Genomic DNA, 17,194 nt, shown 5'->3' with positions numbered 1-17,194 from the left:
TTCCGCGTTCTATGATTTGGATTTGCTTCTCCGCTTCAAGTGATTCTGGTACGAGGCCTCCAGCAATCGATTCATGCCTTCCGCGAACTCTTCGTCCGAGGCGCTCTTGTCTATTTTGGAATCGGGAAACCGGATGTCTTTCACTTCCCAATTGTCCGTAAGCAGATTATGTTTGAAGCCTTTGGAAAGCAAATATTTCCTCCGGTTATCGGTATATTCAGGTGCCTTCGGCTCCGCTTGAGGGGCTTCCATCTCCGGCGTTTCTTCGGGTTGTTCGACGACAGCCGGACGTTTAATTCCTAGCGCTTCGTCGGCTTTAAGCTTCTCGTGCTCCGCCAGAGACATCGGTCTCGCAGGCTTGTTGCCTTTCATCCAATCCAGATCGTAACGCATTCTGGAGTTGATGACATAGTAAGATTTCCCGCGAATATTTTCCTTGGGAATTTCATCGTGGAGTTCTTTGCGTTTCTTGAAGCCTTCGATTACGCGTTTGATCTGCTCTTTCTCGATGTCGATCGGTACCACTTCGTTGCCTGGCATATAGACGTCGCACATCACCTGTTTGAACAAAAACTCGCCCAGCTCGGAGTCGAAATAGTTGCTGAAGGTGACGGCTACTTCTTTTTTATTAATCGTAATCGTTTGGTTCAAGGTAAATCCTCCTCATGACTATAGAAAGCTCGCTACCCTTTATTATATCCCATATCAAGCGAAAGAGCAGTAGCAACTGTGTGATCCGGACGTCGAATTGAATGATATCTATAGAAGAAAAAGATGGGAATAGCCCTAGTAACCGAAACAACATGATAGAAAGCGCTTGCCAAAAGGATAGCGCAATAGGTAGAATCAACAATGAAATTGTCGAAAGTAACATAACGACTTGGAGGAAAACGAAACTATGAAACGCGAAATCGGGGTTCACGAAAGACCCCCACTCGGACAAAGCTTAACGCTGAGCTTGCAGCATCTGTTCGCCATGTTCGGCTCGACGGTGCTTGTTCCGAACTTACTGCACGTGGATCCGGCAGTATGCTTACTGATGAACGGGATAGGCACTCTGCTCTATCTGTTTATCTGCAAAGGCAAAATACCCGCGTATTTGGGATCGAGCTTCGCCTTTATTACACCCGCAGGCGCGGTTATCGCCACCCATGCATCGGGCGGAGATGGTTACGCTGCAGCGCTAGGCGGCTTTATCGTCGCGGGCTTGATCTTCACCCTGCTTGCGATCGTTATTCAATACGCTGGCACCGCTTGGATTAACGTCGTATTCCCTCCGGCCGCTATGGGCGCGATCGTTGCGGTTATCGGGTTGGAGTTAATCCCTGTAGCTGCGCGAATGGCGGGCTGGATTTCCAATGGCGATCCTGACTGGACGCCTGACAGGAATACGATCATCCTGTCGGTCATTACGATGCTCGTTACGATTCTAGGCAACATTGTCTTTAGAGGATTCATGCGCATCATTCCGATTCTGGTCGGTATCATTACCGGATATGTAGTCGGATATTTGATGGGAATGGTAAAGTTCGGTTTCTTGAACGAACCCGCTTGGATCGATTCGCCTACGTTTACGACTCCCGTGTTCGAATGGTCTGCTATTCTGGTCATTATCCCTGCCGCGCTTGTCGTCGTAGCGGAGCATATCGGGCATCTGATCGTGACCGGCAACATCGTCGATAAAGATTTGTCCAAAGATCCGGGGCTTCACCGTTCGCTGCTCGGCAACGGGATCTCTACGATGATCTCCGGTTTCGTCGGTTCCACGCCCAATACGACTTACGGGGAAAATATCGGGGTCCTCGCGATTACTCGCGTCTACTCCACCTTCGTCATCGGCGGCGCTGCCGTATTCGCGATCGTTCTGTCGTTCCTCGGTAAATTCTCGGCCCTCATCTCCCACATTCCGGTCGCGGTCATGGGCGGCGTTTCCTTGCTGCTGTTCGGTGTAATCGCCGCGTCCGGCTTCCGGATGCTCGTCGAATCGAAGGTCGATTATGGTAAGCCGACCAACCTGTTCTTAACCACAATCGTGTTGGTTACCGGGTTAAGCGGCGTCACGATCAAATCGGGGAATTTCACGCTGTCGGGCATGGCGCTCGCAACGGTCGTCGCAATCGTGTTCAGCATATTGTTCAAGCTGTTCGAGATTACCAAACTGTCCAACGACAACGAAACAGCCGAAGAGAAAAAGTAAGCTTCTGAAATAACAACACGAAATAGGCGCCGTCACCTGTTTGATGAACAGGTAACGGTGCCTATTTTACCGGGTACGCCATACGACTTAAACGGAAATTATGACGTAAACGTACCGCATGTGATTATTAATCAAGTTTGTGGTGCCGGTTTAGCTACGGATACCGTAGTTGCAGTATCCCATGGTTTATCGAACTGTACAACCCGACGGATTACGCGTCGATCTTACCGGATGGTCGCTTCAATAAATAAGGTTTTCATAGGTTTGTTATGGTAATGTAGACTCATCAGTTTCAGCAAATGGAAGAGGAGGCCCCTGTTATGCTGCTAGACAACATTACCGTGCTAGACTTCGAGACTAGCGGACTTGATCCGTCCCGCGATCGCGTGATCGAGATGGCGGCCATTCGTTGCTATGGCGGCGAGATCGTCAGCCAGTTTCAAACGCTCATCCGCTTCGACGGCGCTCTACCGCCTAAGATTACGGAGATTACCGGAATTACTTCAGCCGATCTCGTTAACGGAATGGACGAGGAAACGGCTTTCCGCATCCTCAACCGCATGATCGGAGACAGCGTCATCGTCGCCCATAACGCCATGTTCGACCTGAGCTTCTTGCATCACGCGTTGAACAGGTTAGCTAGCCGTTCCTTTAAGAACTCTTTCTTGGATACGTTAACGATTGCTAGAGCCAGGCATACATATCCCCATAACCTGCAAGAAATGTGTAACCGCTACGGCATCGTCCTCGAAGGGGCTCATCGTTCGCTCAACGACGTCTACGCATGCTGGAAATTGCTCGAGAAAATGAACGAGGAACAAAGCGTGGAGAGCGACTTAAACGTACTTGGCTACATGAAAAAATTCGGAGTACCCAAGTGGTACCCTCAACAAGCGAGCATTGTGCCTATCGAGATTAAGTACGCATGATAGTACGCATGATCTCGAGGGACAGACTCTCTGCGCTCTTATGTTATGTACTAGTTTGTAGGGATGTAGTTAGGTTTTACCGGACTACATGGACCTTTGGGCTACATTAGTGCGCTGTAGTTAGGTTTTGCCCGGACTACAGCTGCTCAACAGGGCGCTCCCTGTGCTGTAATAAGATTTTCCCAACTCAAAAAGAGGCTTGCTCGCGAAGTAAATCCGAGAACAAGCCTCTTGTTTATTCATATTGCCGAATGAGTTCTAGGAACGCGTACCCGTATTTCTCGAATTTCGCATCGCCGATTCCTTTGACCGAGCGCATCGCTCTCTCCGTCGTCGGCATCGCCTCGCACATTTCCCGCAGGGTTGCATCGTGGAAAATAACGAACGGCGGCAAGCCTTCGGCGTCGGCGATTTTTTTACGAAGCTGGCGCAGCGCATTGAACAGCTCCGCGTTCGCAACCGACACGGCTGCTCCGCCTGAACGGGACGAACCGTACTTGCCGCTCGAACGGGTTACCGGAGGAGCTTCCGGCTCTACCCGGCGATAAACTTGCGTTTTCCCTTTCATAACGTCGAGAACTTGCTCCGTTAACTGTACAACGGGATACGCCGTATCCGACATACGCAAATATCCGTCCGCAACAAGCGCATGAATGAGCTGCGTCAACTGCTTCTCCGGAATGTGTTTCAACAGCCCGTAAGACCTGAGCCGATCAAAGTTAAATTGTCGGATCTTCGCGTCGTTCGCGCCACGCAGCACCTTCGCCGTGAGTGTTACCCCGAACCGTTGTTTCATTTCCGATATGCAAGCGAAAATATATTTCGCTTCCTCCGTCACGTCTTTCTGCTCTCGAGTATCCGTACAGTTCGCGCATGTGCCGCAATTGTGAGCATTTTCTTCTCCGAAGTATCGCACGATCGTCAGCTGCAAACATTCTCCGGTATGCGCATATTGAACCATGTCGTTCAGCAGCCGATAGTCGTTTTGTTTCCGCTCTTCGCCCGCCTCACTCTGCTCGATAAAGAACTTCTGAGTGACGACATCCTGTGGCGAGAATAACAGCACGCACTCTCCCGGATCCCCGTCACGGCCCGCGCGTCCGGCTTCTTGATAATAAGCTTCGAGGTTTTTCGGCATATTGTTATGAATAACAAAACGAACGTTTGACTTGTCGATGCCCATCCCGAACGCGTTCGTCGCCACAATGACTTGCACGTCATCCCTCTGAAAAGCATCCTGGGTACGAGCTCGCTCTTCCTCGCTCAGACCCGCGTGGTATTTTCCGACGGGAACTCCCATCCCATGAACGAACGAGAACACGCTCTCCACCTCGCGGCGAGTAGAAGCATAGATAATGCCGGCTTGGTCCGAATGCTCTTTAATGAATCTGGCGACGTAATCCCGCTTGTCCGCATTTCGAACGACGGACATCGCCAAGTTGTCGCGGGCATACCCGGTCGTAATTCTAACGGGCTCCTTCAACCTAAGCCGATCCACGATATCGTCCTTGACCACATCCGTCGCGGTAGCCGTGAATGCCGCCATAACCGGCCGCGGCTCGATATCCCGCAACAGTCGAACGATCGTCATGTAACTCGGCCGAAAATCATGCCCCCACTGGGAGACACAATGCGCTTCATCCACCGCGATAAGAGGAACTTCTAGCTGGCGAACTAACTCGCGAAAATATTCGGATTCCAGCCGCTCCGGCGCCACGTACAGCAGCTTGTAATGTCCGGCGGCCACATCTCGCATCCTGTCGTTCGTTTCTTTCACGGATAGCGAGCTATTAATATAGGTTGCTTCAATTCCGGCCGAGTTCAGCGAATCCACTTGGTCCTTCATGAGAGAGATCAGCGGTGAGATCACTAAAGTCACTCCGGGGAGCAGAATCGCCGGAATTTGATAACAAATCGACTTTCCCGCTCCCGTAGGCATGATGCCCAACACGTCTCTCCCGTTCAAGATTGCCTCGATCAACGTGGACTGCCCTTCGCGGAACCGATCATAACCGTAATAAGTTTTTAACGCTTCAATAGCTGCTGCATTCATTGTCATTCTCCTTGTATAGGAAGCCAAGGAGAAGCTTCGCCAGTATGGTAGATGTGCAGAACGTGAAGGGCACGAGTACAGACCGTATATAACAATTTACGATCCTTTTCTTTACCGTAGCTCGCGGATGAAGCATCCCACACGAGGACGGCGTCGAACTCGATGCCTTTCGCCAAGTAGGAAGGAAGTACCGACACGCCCTTCGGAAGCTCGGCAGCCCCGCCTGTGACGAGCGCTATCGACACTTCGTCCGGCAATTGTTCCTTCAGCAGCGCCGATGCATTGCCCGTTTCGTGCGCCGTCTTCGTAATAACGCCGATCGTACCGTATCCGCGCGCAAGCAGCTCGATGATATCGGACGCCATCTTCTCGCCAAGCTGGCCGCCATCCTTGCATGCCATGACCTTCGGCGCCTCTCCTTTGCGCTGAAAAGGAGTAATTCCCGCCGCGTCCTCCGCCGTTAAAATACCTTTCGTATATTCCACGATTTGCTCAGTAGATCGATAACTTGTCGTCAACCGAAGCACGGAGGTCACCTCCGGTGCCATGAGCCGCGTCCATCCGCCGAAGCCGCCGCTCTCCTGCGATTGGAGATAGATCGCTTGGTTGAAGTCCCCAAGCACGGTTAACCGAGCGCGAGGATACCGCCGCCGCAGATAAGCCGCCTGGAACGGCGAATAATCCTGCGCTTCGTCCACGAAGACATGAAGAATATCGCCTTCTACCCTGCGGAAGCCTTCCAACGCCTCGGACACGTACATAAGCGGAGTCGCATCCTCATGATCGATGATCTTGCGGCCCATCGTTTCTTCCGCCCGCTGCAGCATCCATTCCCAGCCGAGCGGCAGTTTACCGTCAGGGGCACATTCCGTGAACAGCGAACGGCTCTCGAACAGTTGGCGATAAGTTCCGATCGCATCGAGGAACCGATAACCCCGTGCCGCCTTCACCAACGGAGCGATTGCCTCCTCCGCGACCCGTCTTCGGATTCTCGCGCTCATCTTCTCTTCGTCGTCGAATACTTCATCATGGAACCCGCCGCTTCGCCGGACATCGACGTACGCCCGTTGCACGTCTTCGCTGTCCACCAGCTCGGCTGCTTCTTCCAGCCATGGCTCATTCATTTGCGAATCGATCCAGGCGTTCAGCTTCTCCAGAAGCCAGCGGCGAGCGCCCGCCGCTCTTGTGCCGAAGCCTTCGGAAGCGCGAATGCCGTAAAACACCTGCGAGATCTCTTCCGCCGATGCGATCGTCTCTGTGCGGAATCGCAAAGGACGGAATTGGATTCCATCTCGTTCCAGCCGTTTCAAATAATTTTCGACCGTGACGAAGAAATGCTCCGAGCCCTTATACCGGATAGCACGCTCCCTTGCATCGCCTAACGAAGTTCCGTCGGCCGCCTCGATATTTTCCGTCTGCGAGAATAGATCCTCTACCTCGTATCTCCGGCCTAATCTCGCTTCGATTAATTCGCGGAACGTCATTTGTCGCATATTCGCCTCGCCCAGGTCAGGCAAAACGTTGGAAATATAACCTTTGAACACCGGATTCGGGGAGAAAAGAATGATCTGATCCGAACCGAGCGTCCCTCGAAACCGGTAAAGCAAGTAGGCGATCCGTTGCAAAGCCGCCGACGTTTTCCCGCTTCCCGCTGCCCCTTGAACGACAAGCAGCTTGTGCTTCTCATCCCGAATTATCCAGTTCTGTTCTTTCTGTATCGTAGCAACGATGCTCTTCATCGACGTATCCGATCCCTCGGATAGGACAGCCTGCAGGATCTCGTCCCCGACTGTCTCGGACGTATCGAACATATGCTTCATTTGTCCGCCGCGAATGACGAACTGCCGCTTGAGCGCAAGCTCTCCCGTTATTTCTCCGTCCGGAACGCGATAGGTGGCGGGGCCTGGCTCATGATCGTAGAACAGGCTGGATACAGGGGCGCGCCAATCATATACGTAGAACGTCTCCTCGTCTTCGCCGACAAGAGAAGCGCGTCCGATGTAGATCACTTCGGTTCCCATGCCATTCTCCGCGAAGTCGATACGCGCAAAATAGGGCGAATCGAACTGTTTCGTAAGCCGCTCCACCGCTTCCGATGCCACCCGGTGACTGCGTTCCCGTTCTGCTAACAGTTCTGCCTGCTGCATGATGCTGCTCCAAGTTTCGCCGACTTCCGTCGAATCGGAGAAATTCATCCGCACGTCGTCCCAGAACTCCTGGCGTATGCCGACGACATCCTCGCGCCGATCTCCGAGATGAGCAAGCTCCTTGTGCATCCGTCTGCTTACTTGCTCCAGTACGACTAACAACCGCTTCTCTTCCTCGTCCCGAGGCGAATTCGGTTCGTTCACCACATTTCTCAGCTCCCAAATTCAAGCACTTGATACTTACTAATACTTACTAATCGTATACGCAAAACCTTCGTATTCTATGTTGTAACACGCTCATGGAGCGAGTGCAACCTTTCCGGCCCAAAATGTAAATTTCAACCTAAACATAGCAAAACCTCGCACAATTCGCATTGTGCGAGGCCCTCTATCCTGCGCTTATTTGCTTCTATTCAATACGTCGACAAGCACTTGTTCAATGCTCTCCGCGGTTTCCTGCAAGCGTTCGTCTTCCAAAAGCCGCATAAGCGCTCCCGGTCTAGGTAACCCGATCTTCGTCATCCCGTCCCGCCTATAGACGACAATCTTACAGGGAAGAAAATAACCTGCCAATTCATTGTCCCCAAGAACTTTGGCAGCTTCGCGCGGATTGCACACTTCGAGTATGCGATAGGGCTCCGTATAGGAATCGATGCCTTTTTCCTTAAGCTTCGCCGGAAGGTCCAACTGCCACAAGATGCCGAAGCTTCGTTCCTTCAAGTGCCCTTCCAATGCCGCTATCGCTTCTTCGACGCTCTTGTCCGTCTCGACCGTATAATGGAAGTCCATCTCATCCTCCGTTAATTCGTAATTTTACCCCTCCAGGACATGATTCCGCCTTGAAGATGTCCCAAGCGCTCCAAGCCATGACCTCGTAGTATAGCGGCCGCCCGTTTGCTACGCATGCCGCTCCGGCAATAAAGCAGCACTTCGCGATCCTTGACGTTGGCAACCTCGCCGATCCGATTTTGAAGCTGGGATAGCGGGATGTTAATCGCTCTCGGCAGGTGCCCGCTCCGGAATTCCGCAACCTCTCTAACATCGATTAGCATCGCTTTAGCATTCCCTGCTAAACGTTCGCCGAATTGCTCTGCATTATAATTGGACAAGCCCTTCGATGACGAAAATCCTCTAATCACAAGCATTACGATAACGACGATGAGCAATAAACCTAGTATCGTCGATAGTTCCATTAACCATTCCCCCTTTCAGGGTTAGATGCGACGACGCTACCGGCTTTTCACTAGCAGTTCAATCGCTTGTTTGACCACGTTCTTCGTATCTCCGCCCATCTCTTGCTCGGCGATGATGCATTGCTCCAGATTTTCTGCCACGATCGTGGCGATCGCCTTGTCGGCGGCGCTCCTCACCGCAGACAACTGAGTGATGACGTCCTTGCAGTCTTTCCGTTCTTCCATCATCCGGAGAACTCCGCGCACTTGTCCTTCCAGTCGCTTTAATCTCTTTTTCAGATCATCGTTGTATTCATATGCCATCTCGTCCATACCTCCTCGTTTATTTGGCGCAACATACCCTGTTGGGTATATTATAATCCAAAAAAAAGAGACGCGCCATGTCCGATCAGATGAACAGATTCACTTTCGCATTCGTTGCGTCACCTAGGTAAGCAGCTACGCCTGCCAGCTCCATGCCGTCGATCAACTCTTCCTGCTTCAAACCGAGCAAATCCATTGTCATCGTGCACGCGACGAGCTTGACGCCTTGCTCCTGAGCCATTTCGATCAATTGCGGAAGCGTAAGCGCATTATGCTTCTTCATGACGTGCTTGATCATTTTGGGACCCATGCCCATCATATTCATATTGGAAAGACCGAGCTTGTTCGCGCCTCGCGGCATCATCCAGCCGAACATTTTCTCCAGCAAGCCTTTTTCAGTCTTAACAACCTCGTCCTTACGCATCGTATTCAGTCCCCAGAAAGTAAAGAAAATCGTAACGTCGTGATCGTATGCCGCAGCGCCGTTGGCTATGATGAATGCGGCAATCGCTTTATCCAAATCCCCGCTGAAGAGGACTATCGTCGTTTGTTCCTTTTCCATTTCATCGATTCCTCCTATTAGTTAGAATAATAAGTCCGTCCATATTTTCACGACCGTAGCCGTAATGAGAGCGATCAGGATCCATTGCAGAGCTTTCGTATTGATTTTTTTGCTGATCAGCGCCCCCAACGGGGCTGCAAGCAAGCTCGCGATTACCATGACAACCGATGGGACGAGCAGCATATGACCGCCGAGCAGCTTGCCTGCCGTTGAGCCGATCGACGAAATGAACGTGATGGCCAAGGAGGACGCGATCGCCACCCTTGTCGGGATGCGCAGAATGACCAACATGACCGGAACAGTTATGAAAGCTCCTGCCGCTCCGACGATACCAGACACGATCCCGATTATGCCAGCGAGCACGAATGCCAACGGCTTGTTGAACGTCAACTTCGTGAAATCCCCATTTTCTTCTGCCTTTTTCGGAAAAAACATCATGATGGCAGCGATAAGCGCCAAGACGGCATAAGTGACGTTGATCGCAGAGTCGGAAAGGAATTTGGATCCATATCCACCCGCAAAGCTTCCGACGACGATGGCAACACCCATCACCATAACAAGGGCTTTATTGATAAAACCGCCTTTACGGAAAGCGAATACGCCAGCTATCGTCGCGAAGAAAACCTGTACCGCGCTAATCGCAGATACCTCCTGGGCGGTGAACGCCGCGAAGCCCAACGCCGGCGGGATATAGAGCAACATCGGATACTTGATGATCGAACCTCCGATTCCCACCATGCCCGAGATCATCGATCCGACGAAACCGATCGCGAATAGAACCGCAATGAGCCCCCAGTCTAAGTTGAAATCCATCGTTTCATGCCCCCTCTCAAGTTGAATTACGTGGTTGCATTAACCTTTGCGAATGAGGAAGCGGTGAACGCCGTTTGATTCCTCGTGCGAAATCCATTCGTTCGGGGATTTCTTCACCCAAGCCTGAAAATCGTTCAATGCCCCTTTGTCCGTCGAAAGCAATTCCAAGATTTGGCCTTGCTGCATGCCATCCAATGCTTTTTTTCCTTTCACGATCGGCATCGGACAAGCCATTCCTTTCGTGTCTACGCGTACGTCGATATTCATTTTGTTTATCCTCCTTATTTGTCGTGGATCGCGCAACGGTTCGGCCCGATCTCCATCTCGCGTTGTTCTTCATCATCAGGCTGGATCAAACCCATGTTCGTTCTGCGAATTTCTTGATAGGCGTTAGGTTGGGAAGGCAGGTTCGTCGTTACCGCTTGCCTGAACGTCGTTTCCTCTTCCATGTTCAAGCCGGGATTGTTGGCATATAGATCTCCCAGCTTCGCCGACACTCTCCCATCCTCGCCTAACTCGCTTAATTGACCGAAATGGGCAGGAAGCACCGTCAGCTCTTCGGATAAGCTTCTGTATGTTTCGTACAGCGTCGATCTCAAATCGCCTGCCCAGTCTCCGGCCTTCCCTGCCAGATCGGGACGCCCGATCGACGCGACGAATAGAATGTCTCCGCTTAGCAAATATTGATCATCGACGACCAGCGAAGTACTTCCGATTGTATGCCCCGGGGAGTATACCGGCTGAATCGCGATTTCCGTATTGCCGACCGTGAGCGTCTGCCCGTCTTCAAGCGGATTATAGGAGAAAACAACTTCATCCGCGTCTTTCGGCGGTAACCAGTAGTCCGCGCCGGATTCCTCGGCTAGCTTACGCCCGCCTGAGATGTGATCCGCATGCAGATGCGTGTCCAGCGTGTGTTTAATGCGAGCGCCCTTCTCTTTGGCGAATTTCTCGAATACCTCGGTCATTCTCAAAGTATCCACGACAGCCGCTTCTCCGTCAGACAGAACCATATACGACAGACACCCTTTGCCCAATCGCACGAATTGGTAGAGCTCGCCGCCATCCTTCAGGTCGCCGACTTTCACCGGCTCCAGATGTTCGCTCCATGCCTTCATGCCGCCTTCCAAGTAATGGACATCGTCTCGCCCCGCATCCACGAGCTGCTCGGCGACGAATTTCGACGAGCCTTCCTTAGCGCATACGACGAGTACCGGACTATTGTCGGGCAGTAATGGAAGAACGGATTCGACGCCTTCCAACAGCTCGAAATAGGGAACGTTGATGCTATTTATTTGAGTGCCTTCGATTTTCCAATCCGCATAAGCGTCCGCGTTACGTACGTCTAAAATAAAGAGCGATTTACGGTCGATGACCGCCCGGGCGATTTCCTGCGCGCTCATCGGGACAGCTTGATGGTTCATATCGGCATTGTCGGCGGTCTTTACGTTCTCATTATTCATTTTCGTTAACCTCCTGGATGTGGTTTTTATTCGGCCCGTTCATCACGATTATTGTTCTGTTTGCTCCGTCGGTCCGGTCCATGCCGTCATGCCGGGCATCACGTTACTTACCTTGTAGCCCTTCTCGTTTAGCTGTTGGCAAGCTAACCCGCTTCTTCTCCCGGTCCGGCAGATGACGTAGAACTCCTTGCTTGGGTCAAGCTCGTTCATACGGCTTTCCAGTTCGCTAAGCGGAATGGAGATCGCGCCCGGAATATGGTTGAAGGCGAATTCCGCGGGCTCCCTCACATCGAGAATAACCGCATCGCTTCCTTCTGCCAGCAAGCTTATCACTTGGTCATTCGTGCTTTCCGGGGAGAAAGGAACTTCTTCCTTCATCTCCTCGGGCGAAGCTTTCCGAATAAAATGCTTCAGCACTCCCCCTTCGCGTAAAGTGCCTAAATATTGATGGCCGGTGTTTTTGGCCCACCCCTGAATGTCCGCGAGAGAACCAACGTCCGTCGCTTGCATCTCGATGACTTCGCCCGGTTGCAAGCCGTCTATCGCTTTCTTAGTTTTAACGATGGGCATCGGGCAAGCTAGGCCCTTGCAATCCAACACCTGATTAGCCGTAAATGTTTTTGTCATTGCGAGTGATTCCTCCTTAGTTTTCCGTATACCCTATGGGGTATTATTTTTTGCAAAATTTTATACCCTGTGGGGTATGTAGATCATCATAAACGTTCACCTCGAAATTGTCAACACACTCCCGCCGGTTCCCACATATACATAAGGTGGTGAAATCTTTGTTCAGGACAGGGGGCTTGGCTTAGCATGATGCGCGACGAAGAACAACAGGAACTCGAAAGCGCCATAACTGAGATTACGGAGATTGCGGAACGTTTCGGACTCGATTTCTATCCGATGCGTTATGAGATTTGCCCGTCGGATATCATTTATACCTTTGGCGCTTACGGGATGCCTACCCGCTTCAGCCATTGGAGTTTCGGAAAAACCTTTAACCGGATGAAGATGCAGTATGACCTCGGCCTAAGTAAAATTTACGAGCTCGTCATTAACTCCAACCCATGTTACGCATTCCTTCTCGACGGCAATTCCTTGGTACAGAACAAGCTAATCGTCGCCCACGTGCTCGCGCACTGCGATTTCTTCAAGAACAACGCCCGCTTTTCCAGATCCAACCGCAATATGGTAGAGAGCATGTCAGCCGCCGCCGAGAGGATCAGCCAGTACGAGATCGAACACGGCACCGTCCAGGTCGAACGTTTTCTCGACGCAGTCATGGCCATACAGGAGCATGTCGACCCCGTCATTCATAAGCCTTACGGCTTAGACAAGAAGCATTACTTGGAGTCTCAGATGAGGCGCGACAAAAACAAGGACCGCAGTTCCTCGCGCCCCTCTTCACCTTATGAGGATTTATGGGACTTGGAGAGCTTCGAGGAGGACGGCAAAGGGAACAGCCAGCTCGATGAAATCGTCGATCCGCACAAGTTTCCCGTGAACCCGGAGAAAGACATCGTCTGGTTTATCCAGGAATTCTCGCCCCACTTGGAGGATTGGCAACGCGACATCATGAGCATTCTGCGGGAAGAAATGCTTTACTTCTGGCCCCAGATCGAGACGAAAATCATGAATGAAGGTTGGGCTTCCTACTGGCATCAGAAAATCATGAGAGAGCTTCCGCTCACGAGCGAGGAAACGATCGAATACGCCAAGCTCAATTCCGCCGTCGTGCAGCCTTCCCGCCATTCCTTAAACCCTTATTATTTGGGACTCAAAATATTCGAGGATATCGAGAAGAGATTCGGACAGGAGAAAATATTCGAAGTTCGGGAACTCGATTCCGATCCGTCCTTCCTCCGCAATTACTTAACGAAAGAGCTGACGGAGGAGCTGGATCTGTACATTTTCGAGAAGAAGGGCCAAGAGTGGAAAATTACCGACAAGACGTGGGAAACGATTCGCGATCAACTCGTATACTCGCGGGTAAACGGCGGTTTTCCTTATTTGGAAGTATCGGACGCGGACTATCAGCGGAATGGAGAACTTTATATTACCCATAGTTACGAAGGAACCGAGCTCGACCTGAAGTACGTTGAGCGCACGCTCCCCTACCTGGTTCAGTTATGGGGCAAACAAGTTCATCTGGAGAGCATCACGGATGACAAGAAAATCGTTTTTACTTGCGACGGGAAGAAGACGACACGAAAAAGCGTGTAAGTAACGCAAAGGGCAGCCCGATTGACTCAAGCTGCCCTTCCGTTATTAGATTTTGAAGCGTGCAAGCTTCTCCATTAATTCTTGAACCATGTGGCTAAGCGCTACTGAGGAAGAAGCGATCTCCTCCATCGAAGCAAGCTGTTCTTCGGAAGCGGCGGCGACGCTTTGCGAATTATCGGAAGCTTCCCCCGCAAGCCGTGCCAACTCCCCGACCGATGCGTTTACTTGCTCGGAGCTTGCATTCATTTGCTCCGACGTCGCAGATACCTCTTGGATCTGCTCGCCTACCCGTGACATCTCATCGGCGACAGCCCGGAATAACGCCGAACATTCAACGACATGCTGCTCTCCCGATTTTACTTCCATTGTACCGAGCTTCATCATTTTCGTGGCATTGGCCGTTTCATCCTGAACAACCTGAATTAATCCGGTGATTTGTTCGGTCGCTTTAAAAGTCTGATCCGCGAGTTTGCGTATTTCCGCGGCAACGACGACGAAACCGCGGCCGTGCTCCCCTGCCCTTGCCGCTTCAATAGCAGCGTTCAGCGCCAGCAAATTGGTCTGGTAGCTGATTCGGGAAATCAAATCGACGATGCCTCCGATTTCTTTGGAGCGCTCGCCCAACTGGTCCATCACCCGTTCAGCTTCGGACACCGTATTTCGGACTCGCTCCATTTGCTCCCCGGCTTCGCGCAAACGCGAATTACCGAGCTCGGTTTGAGACTGTACTTCTTGTGCGGAAGCGGATACCGCGGAAGTCGAATCCGCGATTCTCTGGATGCCGGCGGACATCTCGGACATGGCGGTCGCGGTTTCTTTCACATAACGGTCTTGCGTAACCGATCCTGATGCTACCTGCTCAATCGAACGAGCGATCGTCTCGGATGCTAGGCTTGTTTGTTCAGCGCTAGCCGTCAGTTGCTCGGAAGTGGCCCCTACCGACAAGGAGAGATCGTGAACGAGATGGAACATGCCACGCAATTCTCCGGTCATGTGGTTGTAATCTTTGGCAAGCTCTCCGAATTCATCCTTGGTTAGCACTTCAACCTTCTGAGTCAAGTCCCCTTCCGCCATGCTTTTCATGCTTCGAACAAGCACGCGCAGATGGCTAGTGACCAAACGCCGGATCGAAAGCGCAAGGACAAGCCCCATTACGATCAAAGCCGCCGCGCTGATCAATTGCGTAGCGGTCTTGCTCTTATTGTACGATTCCATAATTTTGTTCTTGGGAATAACGGTTTCGGCATACATGACGTCGTCGCTGCCATCCAAATGAATAGGCAAGAACATCCTAAGCACCGTATTTCCCTCTACGTCTTTCGTGTAGCCTTGGGAAGTTTCTCCTGCGACGACGCTAGCGAATAGCTTCGCTTTATCCTCTTGATCTCCGAAGGGCTTCGAGATAAGGTCCGGATGAGCAGAATTCGCAACATAATTGCCTTGCCCCGACACAATCGTTACGTATCCGCCCAGCGGTTTATAGTTCGCCGCGGCTACCTGCAGAGAGTCCAGAGCGAAATCTGCTCCCACCATACCTAGGAAACGATTCTCTTTATCCAGAATGGGAACGATTAACGAAGTTAGTTGAACGGTTTTTCCGTCAATGTCGTACGAATAAGGCTCCATTAAAGTCACTTTCTTATTTTTCTTAGGCAACAGATAGAAATCCCCGTCCCCTGGAGTTTCATAATTTTTAACCGGCTCTACGACGATTTGATCTCGGTTTCGCACCACATAGGGAATAAGTCGACCCGTTTCGTCCTCATAAGAGCTCTTGCTTATATGTTCCGCATCCTTCCCGTCGAATGCGTTAGGCTCCCATAACGTATAGGTCCCCAGTACATTCGGATTTGCCTCCAGCATTTTTCTTAGAAGGTCGACAACTTCTTCGCGAGAAAAGGATTGGGTCTTATTCGCGTTTTGCAATACAAGAGAAAGCATTTCGAGTTCATGCTGAAGTCCGACGAGCGTTTTGCGGAATGACAAACCGTACTCCTGGCTAACGGTTTTAGCTTCGAGCTCCCCTTTGCTGATGCTTACGCTTTTGAGATTGTTGAGATTAAGCTGCACCATGATGACGAATATACCGCCCAAAAACACGGTAAAAACTACGATGAATTTGAATATTAACGAAAGTTTGATTTTTTTGCTCAAAACAACAACCCCCCATCCGACAAGAATGAGATATATATCGACAGCATTCGAGCTTTTCTGAACATTTGCTTAAAAAACAAGCATTCGGTAAAACTTAACTCTATCGAGACCGTCGATCGGTTCTTGTTTACGTCCGCTATTAACAAAGGAGAGTAACCAACATGGCTGATATACCAAATTTACAAACTCCCCAAAGACCGACTTCCTTCCCCCCGCAGCACCAAAACCAGCAGCCCGGCATCCAGCAAAATATGAACCCGCTGCCGGAAGCGGAATCTCCTATTTATCGTCCGGCAGGCAAGCTAATGGGGAAAGTCGCCATCGTCAGCGGAGGGGATAGCGGGATTGGCCGCTCGGTTTCCATTATCTATGCCAAAGAAGGAGCCGACGTGGCCATCATCTATCTGAATGAAGATATCGATGCCAATGAAACCAAAAGCCAAATCGAAGCCGAAGGACGACGCTGCCTGCTTATTAAAGGCGATATCGGCGACCGAGCGTTCTGTAAGCAAGCCGTGGAGCAAACCGTCTCCGGCCTGGGTCGACTCGACATTGTTGTCAACAATGCCGCGGAACAGCATCCTCTGGATAAGCTGGAGCAAATCACGCCACAGCAGCTCGAGAGAACGTTCCGCACGAACGTATTCGGCATGTTCTATTTGTCGCAAGCGGCGATTCCCCATCTCGCAGCCGGCTCGACTATCATCAATACGACTTCCGTAACCGCTTATCGGGGAAGCCCAACCTTGCTCGATTACTCCGCCACCAAGGGAGCGCAAGTCGCCTTTACCCGTTCGCTGGCTATGAATCTTATCGGGCAAGGCATCCGAGTGAACGCCGTTGCTCCTGGTCCGATCTGGACACCTCTCATCCCGTCAACTTTCGATGCCCAGGCGGTCGCCAAATTCGGAGCCGATACTCCGATGAAGCGCGCCGGTCAACCGGATGAGCTGGCACCCGCATACGTGTACTTGGCAAGCGAGGATTCTTCTTACATGGCTGGGCAAGTTCTGCACGTTAACGGCGGCGAGATCGTGAACGGGTAAATCGTCTCTCATAGTCGCATATTGCGACTATGGGGCGCCGCACCCGATCCAACCATCTCTCATAGTCGCATATTGCGACAATGGGGCACCGTACCCGACCCAACCGTCTCG

The 17,194-nt window shown here is 51.5% G+C and carries 16 protein-coding genes; 4 read left to right on the top strand and 12 right to left on the bottom strand.

Going from position 1 to position 17,194, the window contains the following annotated elements:
- Positions 1-9: 9 nt before the first annotated feature.
- Positions 10-651 carry a hypothetical protein gene (locus L3D05_RS05360; protein WP_239614980.1) on the bottom strand — a complete coding sequence of 214 codons (642 nt, stop codon included), beginning with the start codon at positions 649-651 and terminating at the stop codon, positions 10-12.
- Positions 652-898: 247 nt separating this feature from the next.
- Between L3D05_RS05360 and uraA the strand changes: the two genes are divergently transcribed.
- Both uraA and L3D05_RS05350 read left to right on the top strand, forming a co-directional pair.
- Positions 899-2,197 (top strand): uracil permease, encoded by a 1,299-nt coding sequence (uraA, locus tag L3D05_RS05355; protein WP_239614979.1) that lies wholly within the window; start codon positions 899-901, stop codon positions 2,195-2,197.
- Positions 2,198-2,517: 320 nt separating this feature from the next.
- Positions 2,518-3,126, top strand: coding sequence for a 3'-5' exonuclease (locus L3D05_RS05350; RefSeq protein ID WP_239614978.1), 609 nt, complete (start codon positions 2,518-2,520; stop codon positions 3,124-3,126).
- Between the two features lie 235 nt (positions 3,127-3,361).
- On the opposite strand, the gene recQ is transcribed toward L3D05_RS05350, so the two are convergent.
- From recQ to L3D05_RS05300, 10 genes are all read right to left on the bottom strand, one after another.
- A complete protein-coding gene (gene recQ, locus L3D05_RS05345; protein ID WP_239614977.1) occupies positions 3,362-5,179 on the bottom strand; it encodes a DNA helicase RecQ in 1,818 nt (605 codons plus the stop codon).
- 2 nt (positions 5,180-5,181) lie between these two features.
- Positions 5,182-7,530 (bottom strand): RNA polymerase recycling motor HelD, encoded by a 2,349-nt coding sequence (gene helD, locus L3D05_RS05340; RefSeq protein WP_239614976.1) that lies wholly within the window; start codon positions 7,528-7,530, stop codon positions 5,182-5,184.
- A 195-nt stretch (positions 7,531-7,725) separates the two neighbouring features.
- Complete coding sequence (locus L3D05_RS05335) at positions 7,726-8,115, bottom strand: DUF302 domain-containing protein (protein ID WP_239614975.1); 390 nt, start codon at positions 8,113-8,115, stop codon at positions 7,726-7,728.
- Between the two features lie 11 nt (positions 8,116-8,126).
- Positions 8,127-8,519: a rhodanese-like domain-containing protein gene (locus tag L3D05_RS05330; protein WP_239614974.1), complete on the bottom strand. Its 393-nt coding sequence runs from the start codon at positions 8,517-8,519 to the stop codon at positions 8,127-8,129.
- A gap of 36 nt (positions 8,520-8,555) precedes the next feature.
- Positions 8,556-8,822, bottom strand: coding sequence for a metal-sensitive transcriptional regulator (locus L3D05_RS05325; protein WP_239614973.1), 267 nt, complete (start codon positions 8,820-8,822; stop codon positions 8,556-8,558).
- Positions 8,823-8,907: 85 nt separating this feature from the next.
- Positions 8,908-9,384, bottom strand: a complete 477-nt coding sequence (locus L3D05_RS05320) for a DsrE/DsrF/DrsH-like family protein (RefSeq protein WP_239614972.1) — start codon at positions 9,382-9,384, stop codon at positions 8,908-8,910.
- Between the two features lie 21 nt (positions 9,385-9,405).
- Positions 9,406-10,197 carry a sulfite exporter TauE/SafE family protein gene (locus L3D05_RS05315; RefSeq protein WP_239614971.1) on the bottom strand — a complete coding sequence of 264 codons (792 nt, stop codon included), beginning with the start codon at positions 10,195-10,197 and terminating at the stop codon, positions 9,406-9,408.
- A 39-nt stretch (positions 10,198-10,236) separates the two neighbouring features.
- Positions 10,237-10,464, bottom strand: coding sequence for a sulfurtransferase TusA family protein (locus tag L3D05_RS05310; RefSeq protein ID WP_239614970.1), 228 nt, complete (start codon positions 10,462-10,464; stop codon positions 10,237-10,239).
- 14 nt (positions 10,465-10,478) lie between these two features.
- Positions 10,479-11,660 (bottom strand): MBL fold metallo-hydrolase, encoded by a 1,182-nt coding sequence (locus tag L3D05_RS05305; RefSeq protein WP_439647933.1) that lies wholly within the window; start codon positions 11,658-11,660, stop codon positions 10,479-10,481.
- 48 nt (positions 11,661-11,708) lie between these two features.
- Positions 11,709-12,287: a sulfurtransferase TusA family protein gene (locus tag L3D05_RS05300; RefSeq protein WP_239614969.1), complete on the bottom strand. Its 579-nt coding sequence runs from the start codon at positions 12,285-12,287 to the stop codon at positions 11,709-11,711.
- Positions 12,288-12,476: 189 nt separating this feature from the next.
- On the opposite strand from L3D05_RS05300, the gene L3D05_RS05295 reads away from it, so the two are divergent.
- On the top strand, positions 12,477-13,883 hold the full coding sequence (locus L3D05_RS05295; RefSeq protein ID WP_239615343.1) for a SpoVR family protein: 1,407 nt from the start codon (positions 12,477-12,479) through the stop codon (positions 13,881-13,883).
- A 45-nt stretch (positions 13,884-13,928) separates the two neighbouring features.
- Here the strand turns inward: L3D05_RS05295 and L3D05_RS05290 are convergent, their stop codons facing one another.
- Positions 13,929-16,037 carry a methyl-accepting chemotaxis protein gene (locus tag L3D05_RS05290; RefSeq protein ID WP_239614968.1) on the bottom strand — a complete coding sequence of 703 codons (2,109 nt, stop codon included), beginning with the start codon at positions 16,035-16,037 and terminating at the stop codon, positions 13,929-13,931.
- A gap of 161 nt (positions 16,038-16,198) precedes the next feature.
- Between L3D05_RS05290 and L3D05_RS05285 the strand changes: the two genes are divergently transcribed.
- Positions 16,199-17,083 (top strand): SDR family oxidoreductase, encoded by an 885-nt coding sequence (locus L3D05_RS05285; RefSeq protein ID WP_239614967.1) that lies wholly within the window; start codon positions 16,199-16,201, stop codon positions 17,081-17,083.
- The last annotated feature ends 111 nt before the right edge of the window (positions 17,084-17,194 follow it).

Source organism: Cohnella mopanensis, from assembly GCF_022352055.1.
Classification (GTDB): domain Bacteria; phylum Bacillota; class Bacilli; order Paenibacillales; family Paenibacillaceae; genus Cohnella; species Cohnella mopanensis.
Note: the sequence above shows the minus strand (reverse complement) of the source record. Positions and strands in the feature narration are given on the sequence as shown.

Coding starts and splice junctions, on each gene's coding strand:
- L3D05_RS05310 (WP_239614970.1), bottom strand. CDS start 10,464: ATGAATATCGACGTACGCGTAGACACGAAAGGAATGGCTTGTCCGATG.
- L3D05_RS05350 (WP_239614978.1), top strand. CDS start 2,518: ATGCTGCTAGACAACATTACCGTGCTAGACTTCGAGACTAGCGGACTT.
- uraA (WP_239614979.1), top strand. CDS start 899: ATGAAACGCGAAATCGGGGTTCACGAAAGACCCCCACTCGGACAAAGC.
- L3D05_RS05285 (WP_239614967.1), top strand. CDS start 16,199: ATGGCTGATATACCAAATTTACAAACTCCCCAAAGACCGACTTCCTTC.
- L3D05_RS05330 (WP_239614974.1), bottom strand. CDS start 8,519: ATGGAACTATCGACGATACTAGGTTTATTGCTCATCGTCGTTATCGTA.
- L3D05_RS05315 (WP_239614971.1), bottom strand. CDS start 10,197: ATGGATTTCAACTTAGACTGGGGGCTCATTGCGGTTCTATTCGCGATC.
- L3D05_RS05295 (WP_239615343.1), top strand. CDS start 12,477: ATGCGCGACGAAGAACAACAGGAACTCGAAAGCGCCATAACTGAGATT.
- recQ (WP_239614977.1), bottom strand. CDS start 5,179: ATGAATGCAGCAGCTATTGAAGCGTTAAAAACTTATTACGGTTATGAT.
- L3D05_RS05335 (WP_239614975.1), bottom strand. CDS start 8,115: ATGGACTTCCATTATACGGTCGAGACGGACAAGAGCGTCGAAGAAGCG.
- L3D05_RS05300 (WP_239614969.1), bottom strand. CDS start 12,287: ATGACAAAAACATTTACGGCTAATCAGGTGTTGGATTGCAAGGGCCTA.
- L3D05_RS05320 (WP_239614972.1), bottom strand. CDS start 9,384: ATGGAAAAGGAACAAACGACGATAGTCCTCTTCAGCGGGGATTTGGAT.
- L3D05_RS05325 (WP_239614973.1), bottom strand. CDS start 8,822: ATGGCATATGAATACAACGATGATCTGAAAAAGAGATTAAAGCGACTG.
- L3D05_RS05305 (WP_439647933.1), bottom strand. CDS start 11,660: ATGAATAATGAGAACGTAAAGACCGCCGACAATGCCGATATGAACCAT.